This window comes from Longimicrobium sp. (assembly GCF_035474595.1).
Lineage (GTDB): Bacteria > Gemmatimonadota > Gemmatimonadetes > Longimicrobiales > Longimicrobiaceae > Longimicrobium.
In genome coordinates this window covers 15,545-40,372 of the sequence record NZ_DATIND010000160.1, presented here as the reverse complement: position 1 = coordinate 40,372, position 24,828 = coordinate 15,545, and the positions used below count along the sequence as shown (strand labels likewise).

22 protein-coding genes and 1 pseudogene are annotated in these 24,828 nt (G+C 70.3%); 13 read left to right on the top strand and 10 right to left on the bottom strand.

Annotated elements, in window-relative coordinates:
• Both VLK66_RS28315 and VLK66_RS28310 read left to right on the top strand, forming a co-directional pair.
• On the top strand, nt 1-946 hold a 946-nt coding region (locus VLK66_RS28315; protein ID WP_325312885.1), incomplete at its 5' end, for a rhomboid family intramembrane serine protease.
• Nucleotides 947-1,160: 214 nt separating this feature from the next.
• Complete coding sequence (locus tag VLK66_RS28310; RefSeq protein ID WP_325312884.1) at nt 1,161-1,373, top strand: hypothetical protein; 213 nt, start codon at nt 1,161-1,163, stop codon at nt 1,371-1,373.
• Nucleotides 1,374-1,453: 80 nt separating this feature from the next.
• Here VLK66_RS28310 and ligD read toward each other — a convergent pair whose 3' ends face one another.
• The 4 genes from ligD to VLK66_RS28290 all read right to left on the bottom strand — a co-directional run bounded on the left by ligD (nt 1,454) and on the right by VLK66_RS28290 (nt 8,715).
• Nucleotides 1,454-4,189, bottom strand: coding sequence for a DNA ligase D (gene ligD, locus VLK66_RS28305; RefSeq protein WP_325312883.1), 2,736 nt, complete (start codon nt 4,187-4,189; stop codon nt 1,454-1,456).
• A gap of 13 nt (nt 4,190-4,202) precedes the next feature.
• Complete coding sequence (locus VLK66_RS28300) at nt 4,203-5,186, bottom strand: Ku protein (protein ID WP_325312882.1); 984 nt, start codon at nt 5,184-5,186, stop codon at nt 4,203-4,205.
• Between the two features lie 729 nt (nt 5,187-5,915).
• On the bottom strand, nt 5,916-7,718 hold the full coding sequence (locus VLK66_RS28295; protein ID WP_325312881.1) for a HEAT repeat domain-containing protein: 1,803 nt from the start codon (nt 7,716-7,718) through the stop codon (nt 5,916-5,918).
• A 277-nt stretch (nt 7,719-7,995) separates the two neighbouring features.
• Nucleotides 7,996-8,715, bottom strand: coding sequence for a polyprenol monophosphomannose synthase (locus VLK66_RS28290; protein WP_325312880.1), 720 nt, complete (start codon nt 8,713-8,715; stop codon nt 7,996-7,998).
• 95 nt (nt 8,716-8,810) lie between these two features.
• On the opposite strand from VLK66_RS28290, the gene VLK66_RS28285 reads away from it, so the two are divergent.
• The 8 genes from VLK66_RS28285 (at nt 8,811) to VLK66_RS28250 (ending at nt 17,290) form a co-directional block, all read left to right on the top strand.
• Nucleotides 8,811-10,025: a glycosyltransferase gene (locus tag VLK66_RS28285; RefSeq protein ID WP_325312879.1), complete on the top strand. Its 1,215-nt coding sequence runs from the start codon at nt 8,811-8,813 to the stop codon at nt 10,023-10,025.
• A 1-nt stretch (nt 10,026) separates the two neighbouring features.
• On the top strand, nt 10,027-10,665 hold the full coding sequence (locus VLK66_RS28280; protein WP_325312878.1) for a class I SAM-dependent methyltransferase: 639 nt from the start codon (nt 10,027-10,029) through the stop codon (nt 10,663-10,665).
• A gap of 117 nt (nt 10,666-10,782) precedes the next feature.
• Nucleotides 10,783-11,445: a hypothetical protein gene (locus VLK66_RS28275; RefSeq protein ID WP_325312877.1), complete on the top strand. Its 663-nt coding sequence runs from the start codon at nt 10,783-10,785 to the stop codon at nt 11,443-11,445.
• A gap of 194 nt (nt 11,446-11,639) precedes the next feature.
• The gene (locus VLK66_RS28270) at nt 11,640-12,746 is read left to right on the top strand and encodes a glycosyltransferase family 4 protein (protein ID WP_325312876.1); all 1,107 of its coding nucleotides are present in this window, start codon (nt 11,640-11,642) and stop codon (nt 12,744-12,746) included.
• Nucleotides 12,747-12,899: 153 nt separating this feature from the next.
• On the top strand, nt 12,900-15,341 hold the full coding sequence (locus VLK66_RS28265; RefSeq protein ID WP_325312875.1) for a YfhO family protein: 2,442 nt from the start codon (nt 12,900-12,902) through the stop codon (nt 15,339-15,341).
• Entirely contained in the window at nt 15,338-16,318 is a 981-nt protein-coding gene (locus tag VLK66_RS28260; protein WP_325312874.1) for a lysylphosphatidylglycerol synthase domain-containing protein, read from the top strand. The genes VLK66_RS28265 and VLK66_RS28260 overlap by 4 nt, the downstream gene beginning before the upstream one ends.
• Nucleotides 16,319-16,393: 75 nt before the next feature.
• A complete protein-coding gene (locus tag VLK66_RS28255; protein ID WP_325312873.1) occupies nt 16,394-16,885 on the top strand; it encodes a transcription elongation factor GreA in 492 nt (163 codons plus the stop codon).
• Nucleotides 16,886-17,056: 171 nt separating this feature from the next.
• Nucleotides 17,057-17,290 (top strand): hypothetical protein, encoded by a 234-nt coding sequence (locus VLK66_RS28250; RefSeq protein ID WP_325312872.1) that lies wholly within the window; start codon nt 17,057-17,059, stop codon nt 17,288-17,290.
• Between the two features lie 87 nt (nt 17,291-17,377).
• Here the strand turns inward: VLK66_RS28250 and VLK66_RS28245 are convergent, their stop codons facing one another.
• The 3 genes from VLK66_RS28245 to VLK66_RS28235 form a co-directional block, all read right to left on the bottom strand.
• A complete protein-coding gene (locus VLK66_RS28245; RefSeq protein WP_325312871.1) occupies nt 17,378-18,085 on the bottom strand; it encodes a YukJ family protein in 708 nt (235 codons plus the stop codon).
• Nucleotides 18,085-18,792, bottom strand: coding sequence for a hypothetical protein (locus tag VLK66_RS28240; protein ID WP_325312870.1), 708 nt, complete (start codon nt 18,790-18,792; stop codon nt 18,085-18,087). The genes VLK66_RS28245 and VLK66_RS28240 overlap by 1 nt, the downstream gene beginning before the upstream one ends.
• A 644-nt stretch (nt 18,793-19,436) precedes the next feature.
• Nucleotides 19,437-19,790, bottom strand: coding sequence for a hypothetical protein (locus VLK66_RS28235; RefSeq protein WP_325312869.1), 354 nt, complete (start codon nt 19,788-19,790; stop codon nt 19,437-19,439).
• Between VLK66_RS28235 and VLK66_RS28810 the strand changes: the two are divergent.
• The 3 genes and pseudogenes from VLK66_RS28810 to VLK66_RS28225 form a co-directional block, all read left to right on the top strand.
• Nucleotides 19,723-20,025 (top strand): annotated as a pseudogene (locus VLK66_RS28810) (M28 family peptidase); the annotation flags it as partial. The gene VLK66_RS28235 and the pseudogene VLK66_RS28810 sit on opposite strands and share 68 nt — an antisense overlap.
• Nucleotides 19,961-20,572: a M28 family metallopeptidase gene (locus VLK66_RS28230; protein WP_325312886.1), complete on the top strand. Its 612-nt coding sequence runs from the start codon at nt 19,961-19,963 to the stop codon at nt 20,570-20,572. The pseudogene VLK66_RS28810 and the gene VLK66_RS28230, both read left to right, overlap by 65 nt.
• Nucleotides 20,573-20,779: 207 nt before the next feature.
• Nucleotides 20,780-21,025, top strand: a complete 246-nt coding sequence (locus tag VLK66_RS28225) for a hypothetical protein (RefSeq protein WP_325312868.1) — start codon at nt 20,780-20,782, stop codon at nt 21,023-21,025.
• Between the two features lie 151 nt (nt 21,026-21,176).
• Here VLK66_RS28225 and VLK66_RS28220 read toward each other — a convergent pair whose 3' ends face one another.
• From VLK66_RS28220 to lptB, 3 genes are read right to left on the bottom strand one after another with little or no spacing between them, the layout of a single operon-like run.
• Nucleotides 21,177-22,244: a glycosyltransferase gene (locus VLK66_RS28220; RefSeq protein ID WP_325312867.1), complete on the bottom strand. Its 1,068-nt coding sequence runs from the start codon at nt 22,242-22,244 to the stop codon at nt 21,177-21,179.
• Nucleotides 22,241-23,734, bottom strand: a complete 1,494-nt coding sequence (rpoN, locus tag VLK66_RS28215) for an RNA polymerase factor sigma-54 (RefSeq protein ID WP_325312866.1) — start codon at nt 23,732-23,734, stop codon at nt 22,241-22,243. Before rpoN ends, VLK66_RS28220 begins: the two co-directional genes overlap by 4 nt.
• On the bottom strand, nt 23,731-24,513 hold the full coding sequence (gene lptB / locus VLK66_RS28705; RefSeq protein WP_349260560.1) for an LPS export ABC transporter ATP-binding protein: 783 nt from the start codon (nt 24,511-24,513) through the stop codon (nt 23,731-23,733). The genes rpoN and lptB overlap by 4 nt, the downstream gene beginning before the upstream one ends.
• Between the last annotated feature and the right edge of the window lie 315 nt (nt 24,514-24,828).

The window sequence follows — 24,828 nt, the reverse complement described above, 5'->3', positions numbered from 1 at the left end:
GCGCGAGCATGCGCGCCGCCGCCGGACGCCCTCTGCCGCTTTCGTCATGCCCTATTCGCCGTCGTCGTCGTCGTACGGATCCGGTTTCCGGGGCACCCTCTCACCGTGGGTGCTGCGGCTGCTGGTGCTGAACACCGCCATCTTCATCGGCACCATCTTCATCCACCTGTTCGGGCCCGACATCACGTTCTGGCTCGGGCTGGACCCGTCGCGGGTGCTGGTCCAGCCGTGGACCGTGGTCACCTACGCGTTCACCCACGGGCTGAGCGTGATCGCGTGGCTGTTCAGCTCGATGGTGCTCTTCTTCTTCGGCCCGCGGCTGGAGGAGCGGTGGGGCGGGCGCGGCTTCCTGCTGTACTGGTTCACGGCGGTCATCGGCGGTGCCATCGGGGCGCTGGCGGTGGCGGCGCTCTCGCCCATGTCGCTCCCGCTGGTGGGCGCCACGGTGGTGCTGGACTGCCTGCTGATGGCCTGGGCGCTGTACTGGCCCACCGAGGAGATCCTCCTCTTCGCCATCATCCCCCTGCAGATCCGCTGGCTGTTCGTGGGCGTGCTGGTGATCAGCGTGCTGGGGTACGCCTCGATGGGGATGGTGGGCTTCCTCTTCCTGGCGCCCATGGCCGCGGCGATGGCGGCCGCCTGGGGGCTGCTGCACAGCCCGTGGGCCCCGCGCGGCTGGGGCGAGGTGCCGACCAAGCGCGCTCCCACCCGGAAGACGCAGCGCGCGGTGGTGCCCTGGACCGCGCGCAAGCAGGAGGCGCCCGCGCAGCAGGGCACCGCCCCGCGCCCGGCCGCCACCGGCGCGCGCACCGCCCGCGCCGAGAAGGACCTGCTCGACGACGTGGACCGCATCCTGGACAAGATCAGCGCGCAGGGCCTGACCTCGCTCACCGAGGAGGAGCGCAAGCGCCTGGACGAGGTCAGCCGCCGCTACCGAACGAACTGATGTAGGGGACCGGGTACAGGGGACAGGGACTGCAAGGGGATATGAGAAGCGGAAGGCGCCGGAATCCGGCGCCTTTTCTATTTGGAGATCACCATACCTCTTCACGCCTATTGATTTTCATCTCTGCCGCCGATAGCGTCACGGACGCAACCAAGGCGCCCAACCGCTTCGCAGCGCAACGGCGCCGTGCATCCTCCAGACGCAAGAGGGAACGATGAAGCGGAAGCTGAAGCTGAACGTCGACGCGCTGCAGGTGGATTCGTTCCAGGCCAGCGACGTGCCGGAAGGCCGCGGTACGGTGCGCGGGCACGGTCCCAGCGCGCAGTGCCCGACCTACCACTGCACCGAGCTCTACGCCGGCTACACCTGCCCGTACACCTGCGCCTACTCCTGCGACGGCACCTGCTGGCCGTGCCCGATCGAGTAGACGCATCGCGCGTGAAGTACCGACGGCCCGCATCCGGATTCCGGATGCGGGCCGTCCACTTTTCCCCTGTCCCCTGGCCCCTACTCCTTCATCCCGACCGCCTGCTTCATCTGCTTCGTGATCGTCTGCCGGGCCTTGTAGAAGTCCTCCCACGGGTCGCGGGTCAGCTTCTTCATGCGCTCGATCACGGCGGCGGGGGTGAGCTGGTCGGAGCGGATCTTGGCGCTCACCTCGTCCCACGCCAGCGGGACCGAGGCCGCGCCGGCGCGCTTGGCGCGGACCGAGTAGGCCGAGATCGCCGTGGCGCCGCGGGCATTGCGCAGGTAGTCCAGGAAGATCTTGCCCCCGCGCTTGGCCAGCGTGCTCTTGGTGATGTACTGGCCCGGTGCGCGCCGTGACAGCTCGGCGCAGAACAGCCGGGTGAACTCCTTCACCTCGTCCCACGTGTGGCGGCGGGCGATGGGCACCACCACGTGCAAGCCCTTGCCGCCGGTGGTCTTGCACCAGCTCTCCAGCCCCATCTCGCCCAGCTGCCCGCGCACCCACAGCGCCGACGCCACCACGCGCTCCCACGCCACGTCGGCCGCGGGGTCCAAGTCGATGATGAAGAGGTCCGGGCGCTCGATGTTGTCGCGCCGGGCCCCCCAGACGTGCAGCTCCAGCACCCCCATCTGCACCAGCGACACCAGCCCGGCCACGGAATCGACGTAGGTGTAGACGTCTTTGTCGCCCGTGTTCTCCTGCACCTCGACCCGCCCGACGGCCTTCGGGAAGTTGTCGTCGGCGTGCTTCTGGTAGAAGCAGGGCTTCCCCGCGCCCTCGGGGCAGCGCACCAGGGTGAGCGGGCGGCCGCCGCAGTACGGCAGCATCCAGTCCTCGCCGATCTCCTCGTAGTAGCGCGCCAGCTCCAGCTTGGTCACGCCCGTGTCGGGGTACAGCACCTTGTCCGGGTGGGTGATGCGCACGCCGGCCACCTCGGCCTCGGCGCCCTTTTTCGCGCGCGAACGGCTGGTGCTGGGCGGCCGCTCCAGCAGGTCGCGGTTGCGCAGCGGGCGGTCGTAGTCTCCCTTCGCGGGCGCGGCCGGCGGCGGGGCGGGGGAGGGCCTGGCCGCCTTGGCCACCGGCACCGCGTCCTCGCGCACCACCTCGCGGGCGGACTTGTCCTCGCGCAGCCCCTGGAAGGTGGGGTGGCGCAGCGTCCCCGCGTCGGTCCACTCCGTGAAGGCGACCTCGCACACCAGCTCGGGGCGCGCCCAGTGCACGTCCTTCGGCCGGCGCTTGCGCCCGAAGTCGGAGAAGGGCGATTCGTCCGTCTCCCGCTTCTTCAGCCGGGCGTGCACGTCGCGCAGCAGCTCCTCGTCGAACCCCGTTCCCACCTTGCCGGCGTGGATCAGCTCGCCGTCGCGGTAGTAGCCCAGGTGCAGCGAGCCGAACGCCGAGCGCGAGCCCTTGGGGTCCGTCCACCCGCCGATGACGAACTCCTGGCGCCGCATGCACTTCACCTTCAGCCAGTCCTTCGCGCGCTTCGACACGTAGCGGCTGTCGGCGCGCTTGCAGATGATCCCCTCCAGCCCCATCCGGCACGCCTGCGCGTGGAAGGCCTTGCCGCTCCCGGAGATGTGGTCGCTGTAGCGCAGCTGTCCGGTCTGCGCGCCGCCCAGCAGCGCGTTCAGCGCCTCCTTCCGTGCCGAGAGCGGTACGCCGCGCAGGTCCACCCCGTCCAGGTAGAGGAGGTCGAAGGCGTAGAAGACCAGTTCGTCCTGCCGGCCGTTGTTCAGCACGTTCTGCAGCATCTGGAAGCTGGTGGTGCCGTTCGGGGCCACGATCACCAGCTCGCCGTCCAGGATGGCCTGCTTCGCGGGGAGCGCCTTCAGCGGCGCCACCAGGCCGGGGAAGCGGTCCGTCCAGTCGTTCGCCTTGCGCGTCAGCATCCGCACCTTGCCGCTGTCGATGAACGCCAGCAGGCGGTAGCCGTCGAACTTGATCTCGTGCAGCCAGTCGCCGCTGGCGGGGACGTCGTCCACCAGCGTGGCCAGCTCGGGAAGGAGCTCGCGCGGCATGGCCGCCCTGCGCGCGCCGGGGACCGCGGGGGCGGGGGATTCGGCCGCCTTCTTCGTCCGGGATGATTTCGCCGCCGGCTTCTTCGCGGGCGTGATCTTCTCCTTCACCTTCGACGCGGCCTTCTGCACGGCGTCGGCGAAGAGGCCCTTCTTCGGCGGGCGATTGGAGTTCCAGGTGGCGTCCGCGTCCGTGGCGATCTCCTCGATCGACCGTCCAGTTTTGACGGAGAGCGCTTCGTCCTCCACGACCTTTCCCTCGGACTCGGGACGGGCCAGCTCGTCGTCGTCCTTGAACAGGAGCCACTGTTCCTTTTCGCCCTCCTCGCCGCGGCGCGAGCGCACCAGGTGCCAGCCGCCGTGCATCTTCTGGCCGTCCAGCCGGAACTTGAGGTGGCCCTTGGCGTAGCCGCGGTGCGCGTCTTCGAGCGGCTCCCAGGTGCCGGCGTCCCAGAGCATCACCGTGCCGCCGCCGTACTCGCCCTTGGGGATGATCCCCTCGAAGTCGCCGTACTCGATGGGGTGGTCCTCGACGTGGACGGCCAGGCGCTTCACGGTGGGGTCGTAGGTGGGGCCCTTGGGAACGGCCCAGCTCTTCAGGACCCCGTCCAGCTCCAGGCGGAAGTCGTAGTGCAGGTGGCTGGCGGCGTGCTTCTGGATGACGAACGAGAGCGCGGGGCCCGAGCTTTCGTGCTCGTGCCCCCGCGGCTCGGCCGTCCTGCTGAAGTCGCGCTTGCGGTGGTACTCCGAGAGCCCCATCGAGCGCCCCGGCTCAGGCGCTCTTGCGCGCGCGGGCCCGCGGCTTCGCGGGCTCGGCGGACTTGGGCTTGGCCGCCTTCTTGGCCGATGACTTCGCGGTGGACTTCTTCGCGGCGCGGCCCGGCTTCTTCTCCTCCGCGTCGTCGTCCTCGTCGTCGTCCGCCGAATTCGAGGCGGTGTCGGCGGCCACGCGCTGGCGCTGGGTGGCCTCGACCGACTTCTTCAGCAGCGCCATGATGTCGATCACGTCGCCGCGCGGCTCGGGCGCCTCCACGGGCGTCTCGTCCAGCACCTCGGTCTGGCCGCTCTCGATCTTCTTGTGGATGAGGCCCATCAGGTCGTCGCGATAGGTGTCGTGGTATTTGGCGGGGTCGAACTCGGCGGTCATCCCGTCGATCAGCATCTCCGCCATCTTCACCTCTCGGTCGGTCACGCCCATCCCCTCCAGGTCCTCGCCGGGAAGCTCCAGCTCGCCGGTGCCGCGGATCTCGTGCGGGTAGCGCAGGATCTCGAGCACCAGCACGTCCCTGTGGGGGATCACGGCCGACAGGTACTCGCGCGAGCGGATGACCACCTTGGCGATGCCGACCTTGCGGGCGCGCTTCAGGGCTTCGCGCAGCAGCGCGTAAGCCTTCATGTTCTTCTTGTTGGTCGGCGCCAGGTAATACGGCTTGTCGAAGTACTCGGGGTCGATCTCGTCCAGGTCCACGAAGTCGGTGATGTCGACGGTCTGCGTCTTCTCGGGGTTGGCGCGGCGAAGGTCCTCGTCGCTGATCAGCACGTAGCGGTCGTCCTCGTACTCGTAGCCCTTCACGATCTCGTCCATCGAGACCTCATCGCCGGTCTCCTTGTTGTACTTCTTGTAGCCGACCGGGGCCAGGTTCCGCTTGTCGAGCTGCCGGAAGTGGATCTCGTCGGGGCTCTCCGCGCTGAAGAGCCCCACGGGGATGCTTACCAGTCCGAAGCTGATGCTGCCTTTCCAGATCGCGCGTGCCATCGGTGGCTCCTTGGTAGCGTAGGTTCGTCCATTCGTGCAACCGCTGCGCCAGTTCGTATAAGATAGGTTATGTAAACTTAGATTGGGGAAACCTGTGGGAAACTCGAATGGTTCTCCACCGGCCGGCCTTCCCCGTCGGTCTGACGGCACGTCGCATCGATCGATGTCATCCAGCTCGTCTCCTGGCGGGTGGCGTCTGTGCCGGCGGATCGGGATCACCGCAACCGGTAGATGATGATGCGCGGCCGCGCGGCTGTAAACACTTCCCTTGGCAACGATTACAAAGAGCGCATTTCGACAGCGGCCGCAACTTCCCTCTGCGTCGACACTCATGCCTCGAGCAGCCACAACCGCGCGCCACGGCCACAGCCATTGGTATAACAACGTAAGATGTTGGTGTGCAGGTATTTGTGAGCTCTCTTCACACCTGTCAAAGATGTGAAGCTCTCAACATCTGTGTAGCCCTTAACACATTCAACAGATGTAAATGCAATGGTAAGAGGTGGGATCAGCGGCGGATTCGGATCGTTGCCGTCCCCCGACAGCGCTGGATCTCACGCGGAGCCGCGGAGGCGCGGAGTCGTTCGCCCTGCACCTCCGCGACTCCGCGTCTCCGCGTGAGACATGACGATGCTGGAGGGACGCGGAGATGCCCGAACGCACTCCGGCCCCGCGGCTCGGGATGAGCGGCGGGGCCGGGGGGGGAAGATGTGGGGGATGGAGATCGGCTCAGTCCATCGTGGCCAGGACGCGCTGGGCCTCGGCGGAGAGCTCGCCGTCCTTCCCTCCCGCGATGGAGTGGATGACCTCGCGGGCGGCGGGCGTGGGGATGCGGGCGATGGCCGCGAGCGCCGCGTGCTTCACGCGCGACAGCTTCTTTCCCGCGAACAGGCCGCGCTTGTTGATGATGCCGGCCAGCACCGGCAGCGCCTCGCCCGAGCCCAGGCGGCCGAGCGAGTGGATGGCGGCCACCTGCACGTCTTCGTCGCCGCTGTCGCCCACGACGCGGATGAGGAACGGTACCGCGGCCGCGTCGCCCAGCGCGCCCAGGGCGTGGATGGCGGCGCGCTTCACCATGGCGTCGCGGTCGTTGTTGAGCAGGTCCAGCAGCACGCGCAGCCCGCCCCGCCCGCCGATGACCGCCGCGTACTTGGCCGCATCGGTGCGCACGCCGGCATCCGCGTGCCCCGCCGCCTCGCCGATCCAGCGCAGCGCGACGTCGCCGTCCAGCCCGGGGAGCGCCGCCAGCTCCAGCATCAGCCGGGTGCGCGCGGGCGCGGGGTCGCTCATCGCCCGGGCGATCAGACGCTGCGCCGCGCCCTCGTGCCGCGCCAGGTGGCGGAAGATGGCCACGCGCAGCTCCGCCTCGCCCGTGCGGAAGAGGATCGTCTCCAGCAGCGGGGTCGCGTCGCCGCCGATGACGGAGAGGATGTGGAGGATGCGGTCGCGCTCGGCGGCGGCGGCGCGCTGCAGCAGGTCGCCCAGCTGCTGCAGCGTCTCCCCCGCGCCCAGCCGCCGCAGCACCCCCAGCGCGCTGTCGCGGAAGAGGCGCGTGCGGTCGGCGCGCTCCGCCTCGCGCGCCAGCGCCTCGAGCAGTTCCACCGCCTGCGCGTGCCCGTCGCCGCGGACCAGGCGCTGGGCTGTGCGCGCGCACGCCTCGGCCAGCTCGTCGAAGCGCGAGGGGTTCTCGGCCGCGTGCAGCATCCCCGCCAGCTCCTCCGCCTCCGCATCGGTCCGGTCCGACTGCACGGTGCGGAAGAAGTGGAACATGTCGTTGGACGAGACCTCCTCGCCCCGCCCGCCCGGCGCGGGCGCGGGAGAAGACGGCTTCGCGGGCGCGGCGGGCGCGCCCAAGTCCGGGAACTCGTCCAGCAGCTCGAAGTCGGAGAGCTCGGTCTCGCCCACGTCGAAGGCATCGAACGACTCCGCCGCATCCGGTGCCGCCGCCTCTCCCCCGCCCCGTCCCGCATCCGCGGAAGAAATGGACGGTGTGGCATCCCCCGTCCCCATCGTCTGGACAACGGTCGGCGACGCGGCCGCACCCGCATCCGCATCCCCCGAAGCCGTTTGCGGTTCGGTGGCCTGCGCGGGCGTTTCGGCCGCGGGCTCCGGCTTCGGACGCGCGGGGGGGCGATACGTCTCGCCGGTGATGGTGCTGACGTAGATGCCGGCGGGCCTGCGGCGCTGCAGGCGGACGACGACGGAGTCCTCCGCCAGGTCGGCGGGAGACCTGGCCAGGATCTCGAAGAAGGTGCGGAGATCGGCCTCGCCCGCGTCGGGGGTGAAGCCGACGCGCTTCACGTGGAGGACGATGAGCTGCCCGGCCGCGCGCAGGAGCGAGGGATCGACCCCGCCGAGCGCCTTGCCCTTGAAGAGGAAGCCGGTGAACTGGACATCCAGCACCAGGTTCTTCTGGCGCTGGAAGACGCCGCCGAGCGCCGCGGCGGCGCGCCCGGCCAGCGCCGCGGGATCCTCCTCGCGGAGGGCGGCGGACGCGAGGGCGCGGAGGAACTCGGAGCCGGGCTGGGCCATGGGGGCGGGTGGGGAGGAGAGAACTGAAGTCCTGAGTGCTAAGTCCCAACTCCTAAGTGAACTGCCTGGGACCCAACCACTTAGGACTCAGGACTTAGGACTCAGGACTTCTTTTCTACAGCTTCCGGCGGATCGACAGCCACCTCAACCGCCAGACCCTCCAGACCGCTTCCCGGACGAGAGAACTGAAGTCCTGAGTGCTAAGTCCCAAGTCCTAAGTGAACTGCCTGGGACCCAACCACTTAGGACTCAGGACTTAGGACTCAGGACTTCTTTTCTACAGCTTCCGGCGGATCGACAGCCACCTCAACCGCCAGACCCTCCAGACCGCTTCGCGGACGATGGACTTGCTCATCTTGCTCTCGCCCACGTCGCGGTCCACGAACATGATGGGGATCTCGCCCAGGCGGTACCCCTTCTTCCAGGCGCGGAAGCTCATCTCGATCTGGAAGGCGTAGCCGTTGCTCTCCACCCGGTCCAGGTCGATGGCGGCCAGCACCTCGCGGCGGAAGCACTTGTAGCCGCCGGTGAGGTCGGCGATGGGCAGGCCGGTGACCTTGCGCGCGTAGACGTTGGCGAAGTAGCTGAGCAGGAGCCGGCCGATGGGCCAGTTCACCACCGTCACGCGGCCGTGCAGGTAGCGCGAGCCGAGCACCACGTCGTACTTGTCCACCGCCTCCAGGAACTGCGGCAGGTGCTGCGGGTCGTGGCTGAAGTCGGCGTCCATCTCGAAGATGGCGTCGTACCCGCGCTCCAGCCCCCAGCGGAAGCCGGCGATGTACGCCTTTCCCAGCCCCTGCTTCTGGGCGCGGTGAAGCACGTGCACGCGCCGCTCGGCCGCCGCGATCTCGTCCGCCAGCTCCCCGGTCCCGTCGGGCGACCCGTCGTCCACCACCAGGATCTCCAGGCGCTCGTCGCGCGAGAGGATGGAGGGCACGAGGCGAGGCAGGTTTTCGCGCTCATTGTACGTCGGGACGATGACGAGGGCGCGCTCCAAGGCTCCGGCTGCTGCGGTCGGGTGCTTGCGGGGTCGGCGGGGGGCCGTATCTTGGGCCAGATGTCCAACATAGCCCGCCGCCAATCTCCCGACAAGTGAAGGTCCTGTACCTGGTCACGGCCTACGCCCGCGACCCGGCCGACGTCATCACCCCCTGGCTGGTGGAGACGATCCGCCGCCTGGCGGCCCGCGGCGTGGCCGTCGAGGTGCTGGCCCCCGCGTACCGGGGCCTGGCCTCGCAGACGATCGACGGGGTGCGCGTGCATCGCTTCCGCTACGCCCCGCGCGGGTGGGAAACGCTCACGCACGACCAGACCGCGCCCGACCGCATCCGCGAGCGGCCGTGGTTCCTGGGCCTGGTCCCCGGCTACGTCGCCGCCGGTTCGCGCGCGGCGGCCAAGCTGGCCAGGGACGGTGGATTCGACGTCGTGCACGCCTTCTGGCCGATCCCGCAGGGGCTGCTGGGCTTGCACGCGAAGCGGCGCTCGGGCCTCCCCCTCGTCTCCACCTTCTTCGGGGTGGAGCTGACGTGGATGGAGAGGCAGTTCCCCTTTTTGGCCCCGCTGCTGCGCCGCATCGTGCGCGGCTCGGACGCGGTGACGGCGATCAGCACCTACACGGCGGACCGCCTCCGCAAGCAGGTCCCCGGGGTCGACCCGGCCATCATCCCCTTCGGCGCCGCGGTGGACGCGCCGGCCGAGCCGCCGCCGTACACGTACGACGGCGCGAGGGCCTTCGAGCTCCTGTTCGTCGGCCGGCTGGTGGAGCGGAAGGGCGTGCACCTGCTGCTGGACGCGCTGGCCTCGCTCCCGGCGGAGCGCCGCGCCCTCCTTCACGTGGTGGGCGACGGGCCGGACCGCGCGAAGCTGGAAGAGCAGGCGCGGCGGCTGGAGCTGGGCGGGCGCGCCATCTTCCACGGCTTCGTCAGCAAGGAAGAGCTGCAGCGCAGGCTGGAGACGTGCGACGCCTTCGTCCTCCCCGCGGTGGTCGACGCGAAGGGGGATACGGAAGGCCTCGGCGTGGTCCTCATCGAGGCGATGAGCTACGCCCGCCCGGTGATCGCCAGCGCGGCGGGGGGAATCGTGGACATCGTGCGCGACCGCCGCAACGGCCTGCTCGTCCCCCCCGGCGATGCGCCCGCGCTGGCGGCGGCGATCGCGGGGATGATGGACGACCCGGCGCGCGCGCGGGAGTTCGGATTGAACGGCCGCGAGGACGTGGCCGCCAACTTTTCATGGGACGTGATCGCCGACCGGCTGGCGGAGATCTACCGAGACGTGTCGCGGCGACGGCCGCGCAGGGGAGCATAGAGTGACGGAGCCACATCGCCCCGCGGACTGGGACAACTTCCGCGTGGAGCGGATCCGGCCGCTGACCTTCTGGAAGCGCAACCTGATCCACCAGGAGCTGCTGCGCGCGGTGCTGCGCCGGGCGAAGGGCGGGATCCTGGAGGTGGGGATCGGGAGCGGGGCGCAGTCCGCGCTGCTGTCGCGCTGGGCGGAGCGCGTGGTCAGCATCGACAACGACCCGCGGATCATGCGCGCCGCGCGCCCGAACGTGGAGCGCTTCGGGCCGAAGACGCGGCTGGTGCTGGCGGACGCCTTCCGCATGCCGTTCCGCGACGGGGCGTACGGCGTCTCGCTGTCGCAGGGGCTGATGGAGCACTTCGACGACGACGCGATCGCCGGGCTGGTCCGCGAGCAGCTGCGTGTCTGCCGCTCCGTCGTCTTCTCCATCCCCAGCGACCGCTACCCGCGCCAGGACGTGGGGAACGAGCGCCTGATGCCGCCCGAGCGCTGGCGGCAGATCGCCGAGCGCGTGGCCGGCTCCGGCTACGTCGTCGCCGCCCGCTACTACCGCGCGGACCTGGAGGCGTGGAAGTACTCGGCGCTGGCGCGGCGGTGGCTGGGGTCGTTCAGCGTGCTCGTCACCATCGACCCGCGTCCCTGACTTTCGCTGGATCTGCGATGGCAGGGTGACGGGAGATTACGATCCCGCGTCAGTTGGCGGAGCATCGGTTCGTTATACGGAAGCCGCTCCATCCCGATGCCGATCTCATCCGATCCGATGAACAGCTCGCTCGTCTACGCCCTCTGCGGCGCGGTTTCGATCACCGCGATCGGCTCCGTCGCAACGCTCCGCCACTCGCGTCCGGAACCCGCGCCGCTGCCGCCCGTCTTCGTCATCCCGCCCATCGTCTCCGCCTCCCTCGCTTCGCCATCCCCCGCCCTGCTGCAGGACGACTTCGACGGCGAGAACGAGGGAATCCCCACGCTGATGTACGCCCGCTTCCGCCAGTGGGAGGTGGTGGGCGGAACGGTGGACCTGGTGGGCGCCAACTCGGACTGGGATTTCCTGCCGGGGAACGGCCTGTACGTGGACCTGGACGGCGACCGCCCGGACCACGTGCACTTCGAGTCCGGAGCGCTGGTCTCGCGGCAGAGCTTCGCGCTGGAGCCGGGCGACTACGCGCTCTCCTTCCGCCTCGCCGGCTCGCACCGCGGCGACGTGAACACCACCACGGTGAGCCTGGGCAACGCCTTCCGCGAGGAGATCACGCTGCCGCCCGAGGCGCCGTTCCGCGTCTTCACCCGCACCATCCACGTGCGGCGGCCGGTGGTGGCGCGGCTGCGCTTCGAGAACGCCGGCGCCGACGGCTTCGGGCTGCTGCTGGACAACGTGAAGCTCTTCCGCGCGGCGGACGCATCGCAGCGGCGCGTGGCAGGCTAGCTGGTAGCGCCCCAGGCTCGCTTCGCCGCGAAAGCGACGGCGTCCGCGCGGAAGGCGCGGGCGCCGTCGCCGTTTTGCGTCGCGGGCTTCGTGGGCTCGCCCGCGGCGGTTGCCCGCGCGGGCCGGGCGCGGCTATCTTCCGCCCGCTCACGCACATGGCTCGCCCGCCCGCCTCGCATCCCGGAACGCTTCCGTTGCGGCTCAAGGTCCTCCACGTCATCTACGACGATCCGCGGAACCCGTGGGTGGCGGGCGGCGGCGCCGTGCGCGTGCTGGAGCTGTACCGCCGCCTCACCGACCGCGTGGACGCGACGGTGGCCACGGGGAGCTACCCCGGCGCGAAGGACGAGACGATCGACGGCGTGCGCTACCTGCGCCTGGGCGCGCGCGGGCCGTACGCGTGGAGCCGGGTGACGTACGCGGCAGCGGCGAACCGGCTCCTGCGGACGGCGGAGTACGACGCGGCGGTGTTCGACTTCTCGTCGTACACGCCCATCCTGATGCCGCGCAAACGGCCGTCCGGGATCACCGTGCACCACGTGACCGGGCCCACGGCGCGCGAGCGGTGGGGCCCGGTGCTCGCTCCCGCCCTTTCGGGGCTGGAGAAGGCGATGATCCGCCGCGCCCGCCGCCTCACCGCCACGTCGACGGCCACGTACGAGCTGCTGCGCGCCATCGTCGCGCCCGAAGTCCCCATCGACCTTGTGTACGCGGGCGTGCCGGGCGAGCTTTTCGAGCTGCCGCGCCGTCCGGAGGACTACCTGCTCTACTTCGGGCGGCTGGACGTGATCCAGAAGGGGCTCGACACGCTCCTCCAGGCGGTCGCCATCCTGGCCCGGAAACGGCCTGAGGTGGAGATGCGCATCGCGGGGCGCGGCAAGGACATGGAGCGCGTCCGCTCGATGTCGCGCGAGCTGGGGATCGAGGGCAACGTGCGCCTCCTGGGCGCCGTGGACGAGGCGGAGCGGCAGCGCCTGTTCGCCGGCGCGGCGGTGCAGCTGATGCCGTCGCGCTTCGAGGGCTTCGGGATGGTGGCCGCCGAGGCGATGGCCGCCGGCGTCCCCCTCGTGGCCGCCGCCGCCGGCTCGCTCCCCGAGGTGGTCGACGCCCCCCGCGGCGGCATGCTCGTTCCCGCCGGCGACGCGCGGGCGCTGGCGGACGCGACGGAGCGCCTGCTGGAGGACGCCGCCGCGCGCGAGACGCTGTCCGCCTCCGCCCGCATCTCCGCGCAGCGCTTCCGCTGGGAGAAGGTGGCCGACCGCCACTTCGAGTTCCTCCAGAAGCTCGCCGCGACGGGCTGAAGCCCGGATCGCGGGAAGTCCGCGCGGGCGGACTGCGTGCCGTTGTAGCCGCCACTTCAGTGGCATCTTCCAACGATCGTCGCGCGATTCCCTGTCGGACCTCGCGCGGATTCCGGGATTTCGCGAGTCGATACCCATCTCCATCTGCCGAACGTGACCAAGAAGACCGCCACCGCCGCCGCGCCCGCGCGCCGCGCCTCGATGCTGGCCCCGCCGCCCGAGACCGAGCCGCGCATGGGAACGAGCCTCGCCGCCGCGATCTACCTCGCGCTGGCGCTGGTCTACTTCCTTCCCGCCTTCCTCCCGGGAAGGCAGGTGTACGGGACGGACTTCTCCAACTCCGGCTTCGCCTTCCAGAGCTTCATCTCGAAGAGCTTTGCCGCGGGGCACCTGCCGCAGTGGGTGCCGTGGGTGTACGGCGGCGTGCCGTACTTCGCCAACCCCGGCAGCGCGTACTATCCGGTGCGCTTCCTGGCCGACTGGCTGCTCCCCGTGCAGGGGATCCTGCCGGCCATCTTCCTCTTCCAGTTCTTCGTGGCCGGCTGGGGGATGTACCTGCTGGCGCGGGAGATGGGGTCGCGGCCGTGGGTGGCCTTCGTGGCCGGCCTGGCCTTCCAGTGGACGGGGATCCTGACCTCGTGGGTGTATGCCGGGCACGACGGGCGGATCATCGTCCTCTCCCTGGTTCCCCTGCTCTTCTACTTCCTGCACCGCGGCATCCGCACGGTCGCGGTGGCGCCGTTCGCGGGCGCGGCGGCGGCGGTCGGCTTCGCGCTGCTCTCGTTCCAGATCCAGGTCGCGTGGTACATGCTGGTGGGCGCGCTGGTCTGGGCCGTCTTCTGCCTCGTCCACCTCGGCACCGTCCGCCGCGGGCGGGTGCTGGCCAAGGTGGTGCTCCTGGGCGTCGGCGCCGTCGCGTTCGGGTTCGCGATGGGCGCGGTGAACTTCCTCCCCTTCACCAGCTACGTCTCGCACTCGCCGCGCGCGGGGAGCGAGGGGCGTGGCTACGAGTACTCGGTCTCGTACTCGATGCCGCCGGTGAACGTGGTGGCGATGGCGGTGCCGGAGCAGCTCGGGCTTTCCGTGGTCGACCCGACCGACGGCCGGCCGGCGTTCTCGGCGTACCACGGCGAGAACGGCTTCAAGCTGCACAGCGAGTACGTGGGCGCGGTGGCGCTCGTCCTCTTCGCGCTGGGCTTCTGGTACGCGCGGCGGAACCGCCACTGGTGGTTCTTCGCGGGGGCGGCGCTCTTCTTCCTGACGCTGGCGTTCGGCGGCCACACCCCGCTCTACCACCTGTACTGGACGCTGCTGCCGGGGCTGAAAAAGTTCCGCGCGCCGGACCTGGCGTACGGCATGGTCGCCTTCTCGGTGGTGGCGATGGGCGCGCTGGCGCTGGAGTCGCTCGCCCGCGCCCGCGAGGCCGCGGCGGACCGCAAGGCGTCCGCCGAGAACCGGGAACGGCTGGACCTGGTGCTGTGGATCGGCGGCGTGGTGGTGGTGATCGCTTTCCTGGGCGCGGCCGCGCTGGGCTCGCACCCCGGCCAGCCGGGCGAGCCCAGCGCCGCGCCGGGGTGGATGCGCTTCGCCGTCTTCGCGGCGGGCGCCACGGCGGTGCTGTGGGCGTGGACCTCGCGCCGCATCGGCCCCGCCGCGGCGATGTGGATCCTGGCGGCGGTGACCACGGCGGACCTGTGGATGCTGGGGAAGAAGTTCTTCTACACCATCCCCGCGCCGGCCGAGTACTACGCCGAGGACGACGTAGCCGGGTTCCTGAAGACGCAGCAGGCGGCGGGGCCGTTCCGCGTGTGGCCGCTGGGGCAGCAGAGCGCGTGGCCGCGGGTGATGAACTACCCGATGTACCACGGCATCGACCAGGCGGGCGGCGAGCACGGCAACCAGCTGCAGCGCTACAACGAGTACGTGGGCGCCGGGCCGGGAACCACGCCGGACTTCCACAACTTCCTGCAGGACCCGCGCTTCATCAACGCCGACAACGTGCGCTACCTGGTGAGCTCGCAGCCGCTGGGCGTCGACTGGCTGCGTCCCGCCTTCCAGGGGCAGCAGGCCGTCGTCTACGAGAACGTGAACGCCCTGCCGCGCGCCTGGGTCGTGGGCCAGGCCATCCGCGCCGGCGAGGGGCAGACGCTGCAGGCGATGCAGCAGCCGGGGTGGGACCCCCGGAAGTCGGCCGTGGTGGAGAGCCCGCGCGACCTGGCGCTCGCCGGGCCGCAGCTGCAGGGCGCCGCCCGCGTCACCCGCGAGGACGCCGACCGCGTGGAGGTGGCCGCGCAGGCGAGCGGCGCCGGGCTGCTGGTGCTGGCGGACAACTGGTACCCGGACTGGAAGGCCATGGTGGACGGCCGCCCGGCGGAGATCTACCGGACGAACCACACCTTCCGCGGCGTGGTGATCCCCGCCGGGCAGCACCGCGTCGTCTTCACCTTCGATTCCCCGTCGCTGCACACCGGTTTCTGGGTTTGGCTGGCGACGCTGGTGCTGCTCGCCGCGTACGGCGCGTGGCTGCTGGTGGCCTGGCGCAGGCGGCGGGGTGACGCGGCCGCCGCGGCGCCCGAGCCGGCCCCGGCGGGATGAAGCTCTCGCCCGCGTGGAAGAAGGCCGCCACCGCGCTGCTGATCGCGGCGGCGGCCTTCTTTCTCGTCCGCAGCATCGCCCGCGACTGGCCGCGCGTCCGCGCCTTCGACTGGCAGGTGGACCCGCTCCTGCTGGCCGCCAGCATCGCGCTGCTGGTGGCGATGCTGGTCTGGGGCGTGTGGGTGTGGGGGATGGTGCTGCGCCGCTTCGAGCACGCGCCGGTGCGCTTCGGCACGCTGCTGCGCATCTGGTTCCTGTCCAACCTGGCGCGCTACATCCCCGGCACCGTCTTCCAGTTCCTCACCGCCGCGCAGCTCAGCCGCTCGGCCGGCCTCTCCGCCGCGGTGCTGCTGACGTCGCTGCTGGTGCACACGGGAATCACGCTCCTCTCCGCGCTCCTCGTCTCCGCGTGGACGCTGGCCGCGCCGCTCTTCCCCGCCCTGCCTCCGCCTGCGGTGATCGCGATCGGCGCCGCGGCGACCGTCGCGGCCGCGGGGTTCGTGCATCCGCGCTTCCTGAACGCCATGCTCGGCATCATCCCCCGCCTGCTGAAGCGCGAGACCATCCGCTGGAACGGCTCGTGGGGATACGGCCTGGGGCTGCTGGCGATGTCGCTGGCCAGCTGGGCAATGTACGGCGCCGCGTACTGGCTCTTCCTCCGCTCGCTGACGCCGATGGCGCCCGCGCACCTGCCGATGGTCAGTGGTGTGAACGCGCTCTCGTTCGCGGCGGGATGGATCGTCTTCTTCGCCCCCGGCGGCCTGGGCGTGCGCGAGTACGCGATGAAGCAGCTCCTCCTCCCCCTCCTACCCGTCGGCGTGGCCGCCCTCATCTCCATCGCCGCGCGCCTGTGGAACATCGCAGGCGAGCTGCTGGGCGGCGCGCTGGTGCTGGCGCTGTTCCGGCGTTCGTCGGCAGATCGCTCCGCCGTCACCGAGTCCGCTGGCCCCGCCGCGCCGCGAGCGGGAAAGACGTAGCGCGTTTGCCCGCAACACGGTTACATTCGCCCCTTCGGGAACATGGGCGACGTTACCATCATCGGCTGACCGCAGATGCTTGAAGAGCTGAAGAACAAGCTGGGCGAAGAGATCGAGCGGCTGACGCACGAGCTGCAGATCACCCTGCCGAAGGCCATTCAGAAGGCGGTGGAGCACGGCGACCTGCGCGAGAACAGCGAGTACAAGAGCGCGCTGGAGCGCCAGCAGTTCGTGCAGGCGCGCCTGAACCACCTGACCAAGCGCTACGGCGAGCTGTCGAAGATCGACCTTTCCGAGATCCCGTCGGACCGCATCGGCTTCGGCTCGCGCGTGACCGTGGTGGACATGCGCACGCGCGAGGAGGAGACGTACACGCTTGTCTTCGGCGACTACATCGACATCGACAGCGGCCAGATCTCGGTGGCCAGCCCGCTGGGGCAGACGCTGATTGGGAAGAAGAAGGGCGACAAGGTATCGCTCCAGCTCCCCCGCGGGGAGCGCAAGCTGATGATCAAGGAGATGACCACCCTCCCGCAGATGGTCGACGACCAGGGCGACGCGGCCTGACGAGAGGCCGCCAGGACGGTCCGGGAGATGACGAGAGCCGCGGAGGACGCATCCTCCGCGGCTCTCGTTTTCGCTTCTCCGCCGTCCTCATTGCGCCGAAACAGACTGGAAGCAAGCTTCATCCTCTCCTATCATCACCGACCGGTTCACCCTTCAGTCCGGAGAGACACCATGCGGAAGAAGCTGAAGCTCGACGTCGACACGCTCCAGGTGGAGGCGTTCGACACGCACGCCGCGCCTGCCGCTCGCGGCACCGTGGCCGCGCACGACAGCGACAGCAAGGAATCGCTGTGCTATGGGATGTGCAACAGCACGCAGCCCACGCAGGACCCCTACAACGCATACTGCACCTGGGAAGCGTGCTCCAATACCTGGTGCTACAACAGCTGCTGGACCGACTGCTGAAGGGGCGCCCCACGCGACGTAAAGAACCGCGCCGCAGAGGATGCTTCCTCTGCGGCGCGGCCTTCATCTGCCACGATTCGTGAGCGCTCAGCGGCGCCGGTGGCTCTGTCCGTATCCATGGAATCTCCCCAGGTCGTCCGGGTGCGGCTCCAGCGTGTGGCCGCCTCCATCCGCCTCCCAGCTCTGCGACTGGAAGGCCAGGAAGAGCGCGATCCAGCGGTTCTCGCGCTGCAGGTGGAAGAAGAGCGCGCCGTCCTGGCCGGCGCCGTTGTCGTGCGCGTGGCGGCCGGGCGGGTTGCCCTGGTTCATGTGCACGTCGTGCAGCCCGTTGCCGGGGAGAAAGCCGAACACCGCATCGCGCCGCTGCGGCTCGGGCCCCCAGCGCCCGCCGAACGCGTACAGCGCCACGCCCCGGTCCGACGCGGCGATCTCCACCCAGTGTCCGACCTTCTCGTTCAGGTCGTTGTCGCGCCCCGGCCGGTCCAGCGGCAGCGGCTGCATCTGCTCGCGGCGCACGAAGCCGCCGCGCACGTAGTCCAGCCTCGCGCCGCCGCCGAGCGGGTGAAATCCGTCGTCCAGCGCCTCCAGGTCCCCGGTGAGCGGGTGACGGAAATCTTCGTCGCAGAAGAAGAGCAGGTCCGGGCTCCCGCGGTCCATCGAGCGCGTGTCGACGGCGACGCGGAAGCGGATTCCGCCGGCATCCACCAGGATCTCGTAGTGCGGGGTGCGCAGGCGGTGCTCGGGAATGCCGTGCAGCACGCGCCCCTTCAGCACGCCGTAGTTGCGGATCGGCATCAGCCGGCATCCTTCCGCTGGAATTTCCCGCGCGAGCGCGGCGGCCGCGCGCCGGTGAACAGGCCGCGCCCGGGGATGGCGCCCTCTCCCGTGCGCTCGCGGCACGTGCCGTCGGTCCACTCCACGAACCCGGCGTCTCGCGCCGCATCGCGCAGCGGACCGACGGCGGCCGCATCGTAGACGTTTACGTGCAGGTTGCCGTGCTGGCACAGGCTGGCGACGAACGGCGCCCGGCCGGGGGCGATGAACACGGGCCCGTAGCCGATGTCCATCCGCACGGTCCACATCAGGGGCGCGAATACCGCGGCCGCGGCCGATGCATCAATGCGAATCCCACCGTCGAAGCTCTTCCCCGCCCCCATCTCCCGGAATTCCTCCGCCGACATCGCCAGGATCGGCGGCGAGCGGCGGCGCGTGGGCCAGCGCCCGCTCTTCGGCGCGTGCAGAAAGGTCAGCGCGGCGTCCCCGAACGGCGCGAGCATTTGCCCCAGCGCGGGGCCCATCTCCTCCGCAGCCTCGTCGATCCGGTGCGTGGGGTGATGGATGACGAAGCTCTCCGCGACCCGCAGCGCCGGATCCGGCTCCACAGCGTCGCACACTTCCGCGATCCACGCCTCCCGATCCTCGTCCGGCGCGTGCGTCCGCTGCCACCCCACCACCTCGTGCGCGAGGTACGGGTTCGCGCGGAGGCACTCGTCGCGAGGCACGAGCACAGTCGGCGGTCGCTTCATCGAGGGAGAGAGCAGGAGGAATTGCCGGACGGAAGACGGCAGGAGCGGGCGAGAGAACATGCGCCGCGCGGGCCGCCGTGCGCAATCCGTCTCACCCGGTAGCGCGATGGGAGATGCCCCAGCCATTTTCCGCCGGAGGATGGCAGCGCGGACACCCACGCAAGAGGAGATCGAGTGAGCGGACCCACGCGCCGATGGCTGGTTTTCCGCGCCGGAGCTCTCGCCGGGCTGGCGGCGCTCGCGCCGGGGACGCGCATCGCCGCGCAGGCCGGGGCAGCGTCCGTGCCCTCGCCGCCCGCGCTGGCGGAGGCGCTGCGTGCGCGTGTGGAGGTGCTGGCCGCGGACTCGATGCGCGGTCGCGAGACCGGCACGGCGGGCGCCCGTTCCGCCGCCGAGTACCTGGTCCGGGCGGCGCGCGCGCTGGGGCTGGAGCCGGCGGGCGAGAACGGCGGATTCGTCCAGCGCGTGCCGCTGGAGCGCCGGCGCGTGAACGCGGTCGTCACCGTCACCACGCCGCGCGGCCGCACCGCGCTGGCGCCGGGCGAGGCGGTGCCGCTGGTGCTCAACTTCCTCCCCCGCACCTACCGCGCGCGTGGCGAGGGCACCCTGCTGTACGCGGGCTACGTCTCGGACGTGGCCGCGCGCACCGCGCTCCTCGCCGAGCCGGAGCGGGTGGCGGGGCGCGTCCCCGTCTTCCACACCGGCGCGCTGGCGGCGGAAGACGCGGAGCTCCCCCTCCCGCCGATCTTCGAGGTGGCGCCGCTGATGCGCCCCACCAGCGGCGTCCCCGCCGTCGTCTTCCTGGCCGAGGACGCGCTGGCGCGGCAGCTGGCTCGCCGCGCCGACCTGGCGCGCAACGGGCAGCCGGGCGCCCCGCAGCCGCGGCGCGAGCTGAACGCGCCGCCGGTGCTGCTGGTGAGCCCGGCCGCGCTGGAGCGGGCGCTCGGCGCTCCGCTCGGCACCGCGCGGGACACGCGCCCGCTGGCCGGGACGCTCAGCTACCGCATCCGCGACACGGTGGAGACCGCGGAGGGACAGGAGATCGTGGCGGTGATCCCCGGGAGCGACCCGCGGCTCCGCGGCCAGTACGTCGCCCTCGGCGCGCACTACGACCACCTGGGCGTCGGCACCCCCGTCGCGGGCGATTCCATCTACAACGGGGCGGACGACAACGCGTCCGGCGTGGCCGCGCTGCTGGAGACCGCCCGCCGCTTCGCCGCGCTTCCGTCCGGGGGAGCGGCCCGCGCGCAGCCTGCTCTTCATCTGGCACACGGGCGAGGAGAACGGGCTGCTGGGCTCCGCCTTTTTCGCCGGGCACCCCACGGTTCCGCGGGACTCGATCGTGGCCTACCTCAACCTGGACATGATCGGGCGCAACGCGCCGGACGCGCTGTTCGTGCTGGGCGCGCGGCGGCTGTCGGCGGAGGTGGGCGACGCGGTGGAGGCGGTGAACGCGCGCCAGCCGCGGCCGTTCGCGCTGGACTGGTCGCTCGACGCGCCGCGGCATCCGCAGCGCGTCTACTGCCGCTCGGACCAGGCCAGCTTCGCGCGCTTCGGCATCCCCGTGGTCTTCCTCACCTCCTCGCTCCACCCGCAGTACCACACGCCGGCCGACGAGGCGGCCACGCTCGACTACGAGAAGATGGCGCGGGTAACGGCGCTGACGGGCGATCTGGCCGCGGATCTGGCCAACCGCCCGGCGCGCCCCGCCATCACCGCGCCTCTCCCCCGCCCCAGCAGCGCCTGCCAACAGTAGCGGGTGGGGGATGACGACCGGCAGCGAACCACCCGGATCCGTGGCTCGTTCCGCGATCAGGAAAGTTCGCCGGCAGCGGGAGGAAAAGGAGCGATCCCGGGTATCCGCGGGGCGGAACACTTGCCGTCCATTGGAATGAGACATAACGTGAAATCATTCCAGATGGCATCCGCATTCCTGCGGGTCGTACCTTTGCCGGAGGACGTCATGAGCCGGTCGCTTTCCCACCTGCGCCACGGGCTGCTCGGCGCCGTTGTCGTGGGCTCTCTCGGATTCGGAGCCTCCCAGGCGCTGGCGGTGCCGCGCGGGGCTCCCGCCGCCGACGGGACCTGCGTGTACGATGACCCGGGATCACGGACGATCTGCCGGAACTACTGCCAGTCGCAGTACTACCGCGATGGCGCCTGCTTGCGGCAGGGCTTCTGCGGGTGCATCGGCTACATCGGGCCGTGATCCGCCCGGTGAACCGGCAGCGCACGTAATCCTTGCTGGATGATATGAGGGATTCATGACGAAGCCCGCCGGGTGGTCCCGGCGGGCTTCGCTGTCACTCCTGCTCTCTCGGCGCTGTTCGATCTCCGCCTCACCCCGATGCCGGGGCCGGTCACCCCGCGCGGCGCCGCAGCTGCTCCACCTCCGCCCGCAGCGTGGCGATGAGCTCGGCGATGAAGCCGAAGCCGAAGAGCAGGAAGCCGATCGTCTCCAGCAGCACCACCAGCGTCAGCAGCGGGCGGTAGCCGAAGGGCGGCATCCAGTTGCCCACGCGCAGCACCACCGTCGCCAGCCCCACCAGCAGCCCCAGCAGGATCAGGATCAGCCCGCTTCCGCCGAAGAACTGCATCGGCTTCTCGCTGAACTTCAGGTAGAACCAGACGACGATCAGGTCGCCCACCCCCACCAGCACGCGGCGCTTCCCGCTGTACTTCGCCACGCCGGCGCGGCGGGGGAAGAGGGTGATGTCCATCTCCCCCACGCTGTACCCCTCGGCGTGGGCCAGGACCACGAAGAAGCGGTGCCAGTCGTGGCGGAGGGGGATCTCGCGCAGGATCTCGGTGCGGAACGCCTTCATGGCGTTCAGGTCGCGCACCGGGATGTCGAACAGGCGCTGCGACATGCGGTTGTAGATGCCGCTGACCGCCGCCTTCTCGTACTGCCCCACCTTGCGCCCGCACACGATGTCGACGCCATCGCCCAGGCGGGCCAGGAAGCGGGGGATCTCCTCGGTGGAGTGCTGCAGGTCGGCGTCGAAGAGCACCAGGTACTCGGTCTCGGCGGCCATCGCCCCCGTCACCATCGCCTCGGTCTTGCCGAGATTCCTCCGGTGCCGGACGACCTTCGCGCGCGGAAAGCGCTCCGCCTCGCGCACCGCGGCCGCGTACGTCCCGTCGGTCGACCCGTCGTCCACCACGATCAGCTCGCCGGCCAGGTCGTGCCGCTCGAAGGTCTCGCGCAGCTCGCGGAAGAGCGCGGGGATGTTGTCGACCTCGTCGAACGCCGGCACCAGCACCGCGAAGTTGCGCCGCATGGCCTCGGGCACGGCCACCGTCGCCAGCTCCCCCGCCGTGGCCAGGGCGGCCGACGCACCGCCGTCCGCGGACGCGGCGAGGGGGACGCCCGCGCGGGAGCCCCCCTGTCCCCTGTCCCCTGTCCCCTGTCCCCTGAGGCTGTTCACACGCGCTTCCGCATCCGGGCCGAGAGCACGCCCAGCTGGTCGCGGTACTTGGCCACGGTGCGCCGGGCGATCTGGATCCCCTCTTCCTTCAGGATGTTCACGATGGCCTGGTCGGTCAGCGGGTGCGCGGGATCCTCGTCGCTCACCAGCTTCTCGATCTGGGCCTTGATCCCGCGGGCCGACACGTCCTCGCCGCTCGTGGTCGACAGGCCGGACGAGAAGAAGAACTTCAGCGGGAACACGCCGCGCGGCGTCTGCACGAACTTCTCGTTGGTCACGCGGCTGACCGTGGACTCGTGCATGTCGATGACCTCGGCCACCTCGCGCAGCGTGAGCGGCTTCAGGTACTGCACGCCCTTGTCGAAGAAGTCGCGCTGCCGGTCCACGATGAAGTTCATCACCTTCAGCATGGTCTGCCGGCGCTGCTCGATGGCCTGGATCATCCAGTTGGCCGAGTTCAGCTTGTTGGAGATGAACTCCTTGTTCTCGCCCTGGAACTTCTTCTTGTCCTTGGCGATGTCGCGGTACGTGCGGGAGAGCTTCAGCCGCGGCAGCGACGTGTCGTTCAGGAAGACCAGGTACTCGCCCTCGATCTTCTCCACGATCAGGTCGGGGATGATGTAGTTGTCGCCGTGCGACGCGTACTTCAGCCCGGGCTTGGGATCGAGCTTGGCCACCTCGTCGGCCGCGTCCTGCACGTCGCGCGGGGTGATCGAGAGCTCCTTGCTGATCTCGCTCCAGCGGTGGTTGATCAGCTGGTCGAAGTACTGGTCCACGATGCGGTAGGCCAGCGACCCGCGCAGCCGCTCCTCCACCTCGGGGATGGGCGGCTCGCCCTCGCCGGTCTCCTTCACCAGGTCCTGCACCACGCAGTCGCGCAGCTGCAGCAGGATGCACTCGCGCAGGTCGCGCGCGCCGATCCCCGGCGGGTCGAAGGCCTGGATCACGTACAGCATCCGCTCGGCCTCGCCCAGGTCGTAGGGGTCCACCCCCTCCCACCCCTCGCCGTCGCGCATGAAGTCGTTCAGCGACTGCACGATCTCTTCGAGCGGGGCCTCCAGGTAGCCCTCGTCGTTGATGTTGCCGATGATCTCCTCGCCCAGCAGGAGCTCGCGCTCGGAGAGGCGCAGCAGCGTCAGCTGGTCGTGCAGGTGGTCGCCCAGCTCCTTGGTGTCGACCGAAACGGGCTCGTAGTACTCGCGCTCCTCGTACTCCTCGCGCCGGCCGCCGGTCTCGAAGCCGTTCAGGAGGATCTCCTCCCAGTCGATCTCGTCGTCCTTCTCCTGCTCCTTCTCGTCCTTGCGCTCCTCCACCGTCTCCTCGACATCGCCCTCCACCATCTCCAGGAAGGGGTTGTTCAGGAGCTCCTGCTTCAGGTGCTGCTGCAGGTCCAGGAGGGGCATGTACAGGAGATCCATCGCCTGGTACAGGCGAGGGTTGATCTTCATCTCCTGCTTGAGGGTGGTCCCCTGGTACAGGCCCGTCTTCATACCGCGTCTTCCGATTCAGGGTGGTCGTACCGCTCGCGCATCCGGGCGGTCAGCGTGGGACCCAGGTAGATCTCGGCCACTTCGTCGTTCCAGACCAGCTCGCTGACCGTGCCGCTCACCCGCACACGGCCCTCGTACATGATGTAGGCGCGGTCCACGATGTCGAGCGTCTGCTCCACGTTGTGGTCGGAGATCAGCACCCCGATCCCGCGGCGGCGCAGGTCGCTCACGATCTGCTGGATGTCGTGCACGGCGATGGGGTCCACGCCGGCGAAGGGCTCGTCCAGCAGCATGAAGCGCGGCTGGCTGACCAGCGCGCGGGTGATCTCCAGCCGCCGCCGCTCGCCGCCGGAGAGCGCGTACGCCTTGGTCTTGCGGAGATGCTTGATCCCCAGCTCGTCCAGCAATTCCTCCAGCCGCCGCTTCCGCTCGGCGCGGGAGAGGGGCATCATCTGCAGGATGGCCATCACGTTCTCCTCCACCGACAGCCGGCGGAAGATGGAGGGCTCCTGCGCCAGGTACCCGATCCCCGCGCGCGCCCGCTTGTACATGGGCACGCCGGTCAGCTCGCGCGGGCCGATGAACACCTTGCCGCGGTCGGGGCGGATGAGCCCCACGATCATGTAGAAGCTGGTGGTCTTCCCCGCCCCGTTGGGCCCCAGCAGCCCCACGATCTCGCCCTGGCGGACGTGCACGTCCACGTCGTTCACCACGCGGCGGCCGCGGTAGGTCTTCACCAGCCCCTTGGCCGCCAGCGTGAGCCCGCCGGGAACGATCATCGACTGGCGGCGCTGCGGGTGCAGCAGCGCCTCGTCCTCCGGCGCCAGCGCGACGCCGCCCGCCTCCCCGTCGAAGTCGGCGACCGCGGCGGCGGATTCGCCGCCCTCGTGGCCGCTTCCGTGTGTGTCGTGCAGAATGGCCCGTATCCTCGCGTCCATGTGCTGCAGCGCCCGCTCGCGCCCGGCCTGCACCTCGGCCAGCGCCCACGGCGAGAGCCGCACGGCCTGCCACGTTCCCGCGCCGTCGGGCGAAACCGGCTCGCCCTCGGCTTCGGCCAGGAACTCCACCACCCCGGCGGCGGCCAGCTGCCCGGT

What these genes read in the sequence shown, in the direction of transcription:
- VLK66_RS28245 (WP_325312871.1), bottom strand. Translation starts at nt 18,085, where the DNA reads ATGCCGATCCGCAACTACGGCGTGCTGAAGGGGCGCGTGCTGCACGGC.
- VLK66_RS28295 (WP_325312881.1), bottom strand. Translation starts at nt 7,718, where the DNA reads ATGGCCCAGCCCGGCTCCGAGTTCCTCCGCGCCCTCGCGTCCGCCGCC.
- VLK66_RS28300 (WP_325312882.1), bottom strand. Translation starts at nt 5,186, where the DNA reads ATGGCACGCGCGATCTGGAAAGGCAGCATCAGCTTCGGACTGGTAAGC.
- VLK66_RS28255 (WP_325312873.1), top strand. Translation starts at nt 16,394, where the DNA reads ATGCTTGAAGAGCTGAAGAACAAGCTGGGCGAAGAGATCGAGCGGCTG.
- VLK66_RS28225 (WP_325312868.1), top strand. Translation starts at nt 20,780, where the DNA reads ATGAGCCGGTCGCTTTCCCACCTGCGCCACGGGCTGCTCGGCGCCGTT.
- VLK66_RS28250 (WP_325312872.1), top strand. Translation starts at nt 17,057, where the DNA reads ATGCGGAAGAAGCTGAAGCTCGACGTCGACACGCTCCAGGTGGAGGCG.
- lptB (WP_349260560.1), bottom strand. Translation starts at nt 24,513, where the DNA reads ATGATCGTTCCCGGCGGGCTCACGCTGGCGGCCAAGGGGCTGGTGAAG.
- VLK66_RS28310 (WP_325312884.1), top strand. Translation starts at nt 1,161, where the DNA reads ATGAAGCGGAAGCTGAAGCTGAACGTCGACGCGCTGCAGGTGGATTCG.
- rpoN (WP_325312866.1), bottom strand. Translation starts at nt 23,734, where the DNA reads ATGAAGACGGGCCTGTACCAGGGGACCACCCTCAAGCAGGAGATGAAG.
- VLK66_RS28260 (WP_325312874.1), top strand. Translation starts at nt 15,338, where the DNA reads ATGAAGCTCTCGCCCGCGTGGAAGAAGGCCGCCACCGCGCTGCTGATC.
- VLK66_RS28275 (WP_325312877.1), top strand. Translation starts at nt 10,783, where the DNA reads ATGAACAGCTCGCTCGTCTACGCCCTCTGCGGCGCGGTTTCGATCACC.
- ligD (WP_325312883.1), bottom strand. Translation starts at nt 4,189, where the DNA reads ATGGGGCTCTCGGAGTACCACCGCAAGCGCGACTTCAGCAGGACGGCC.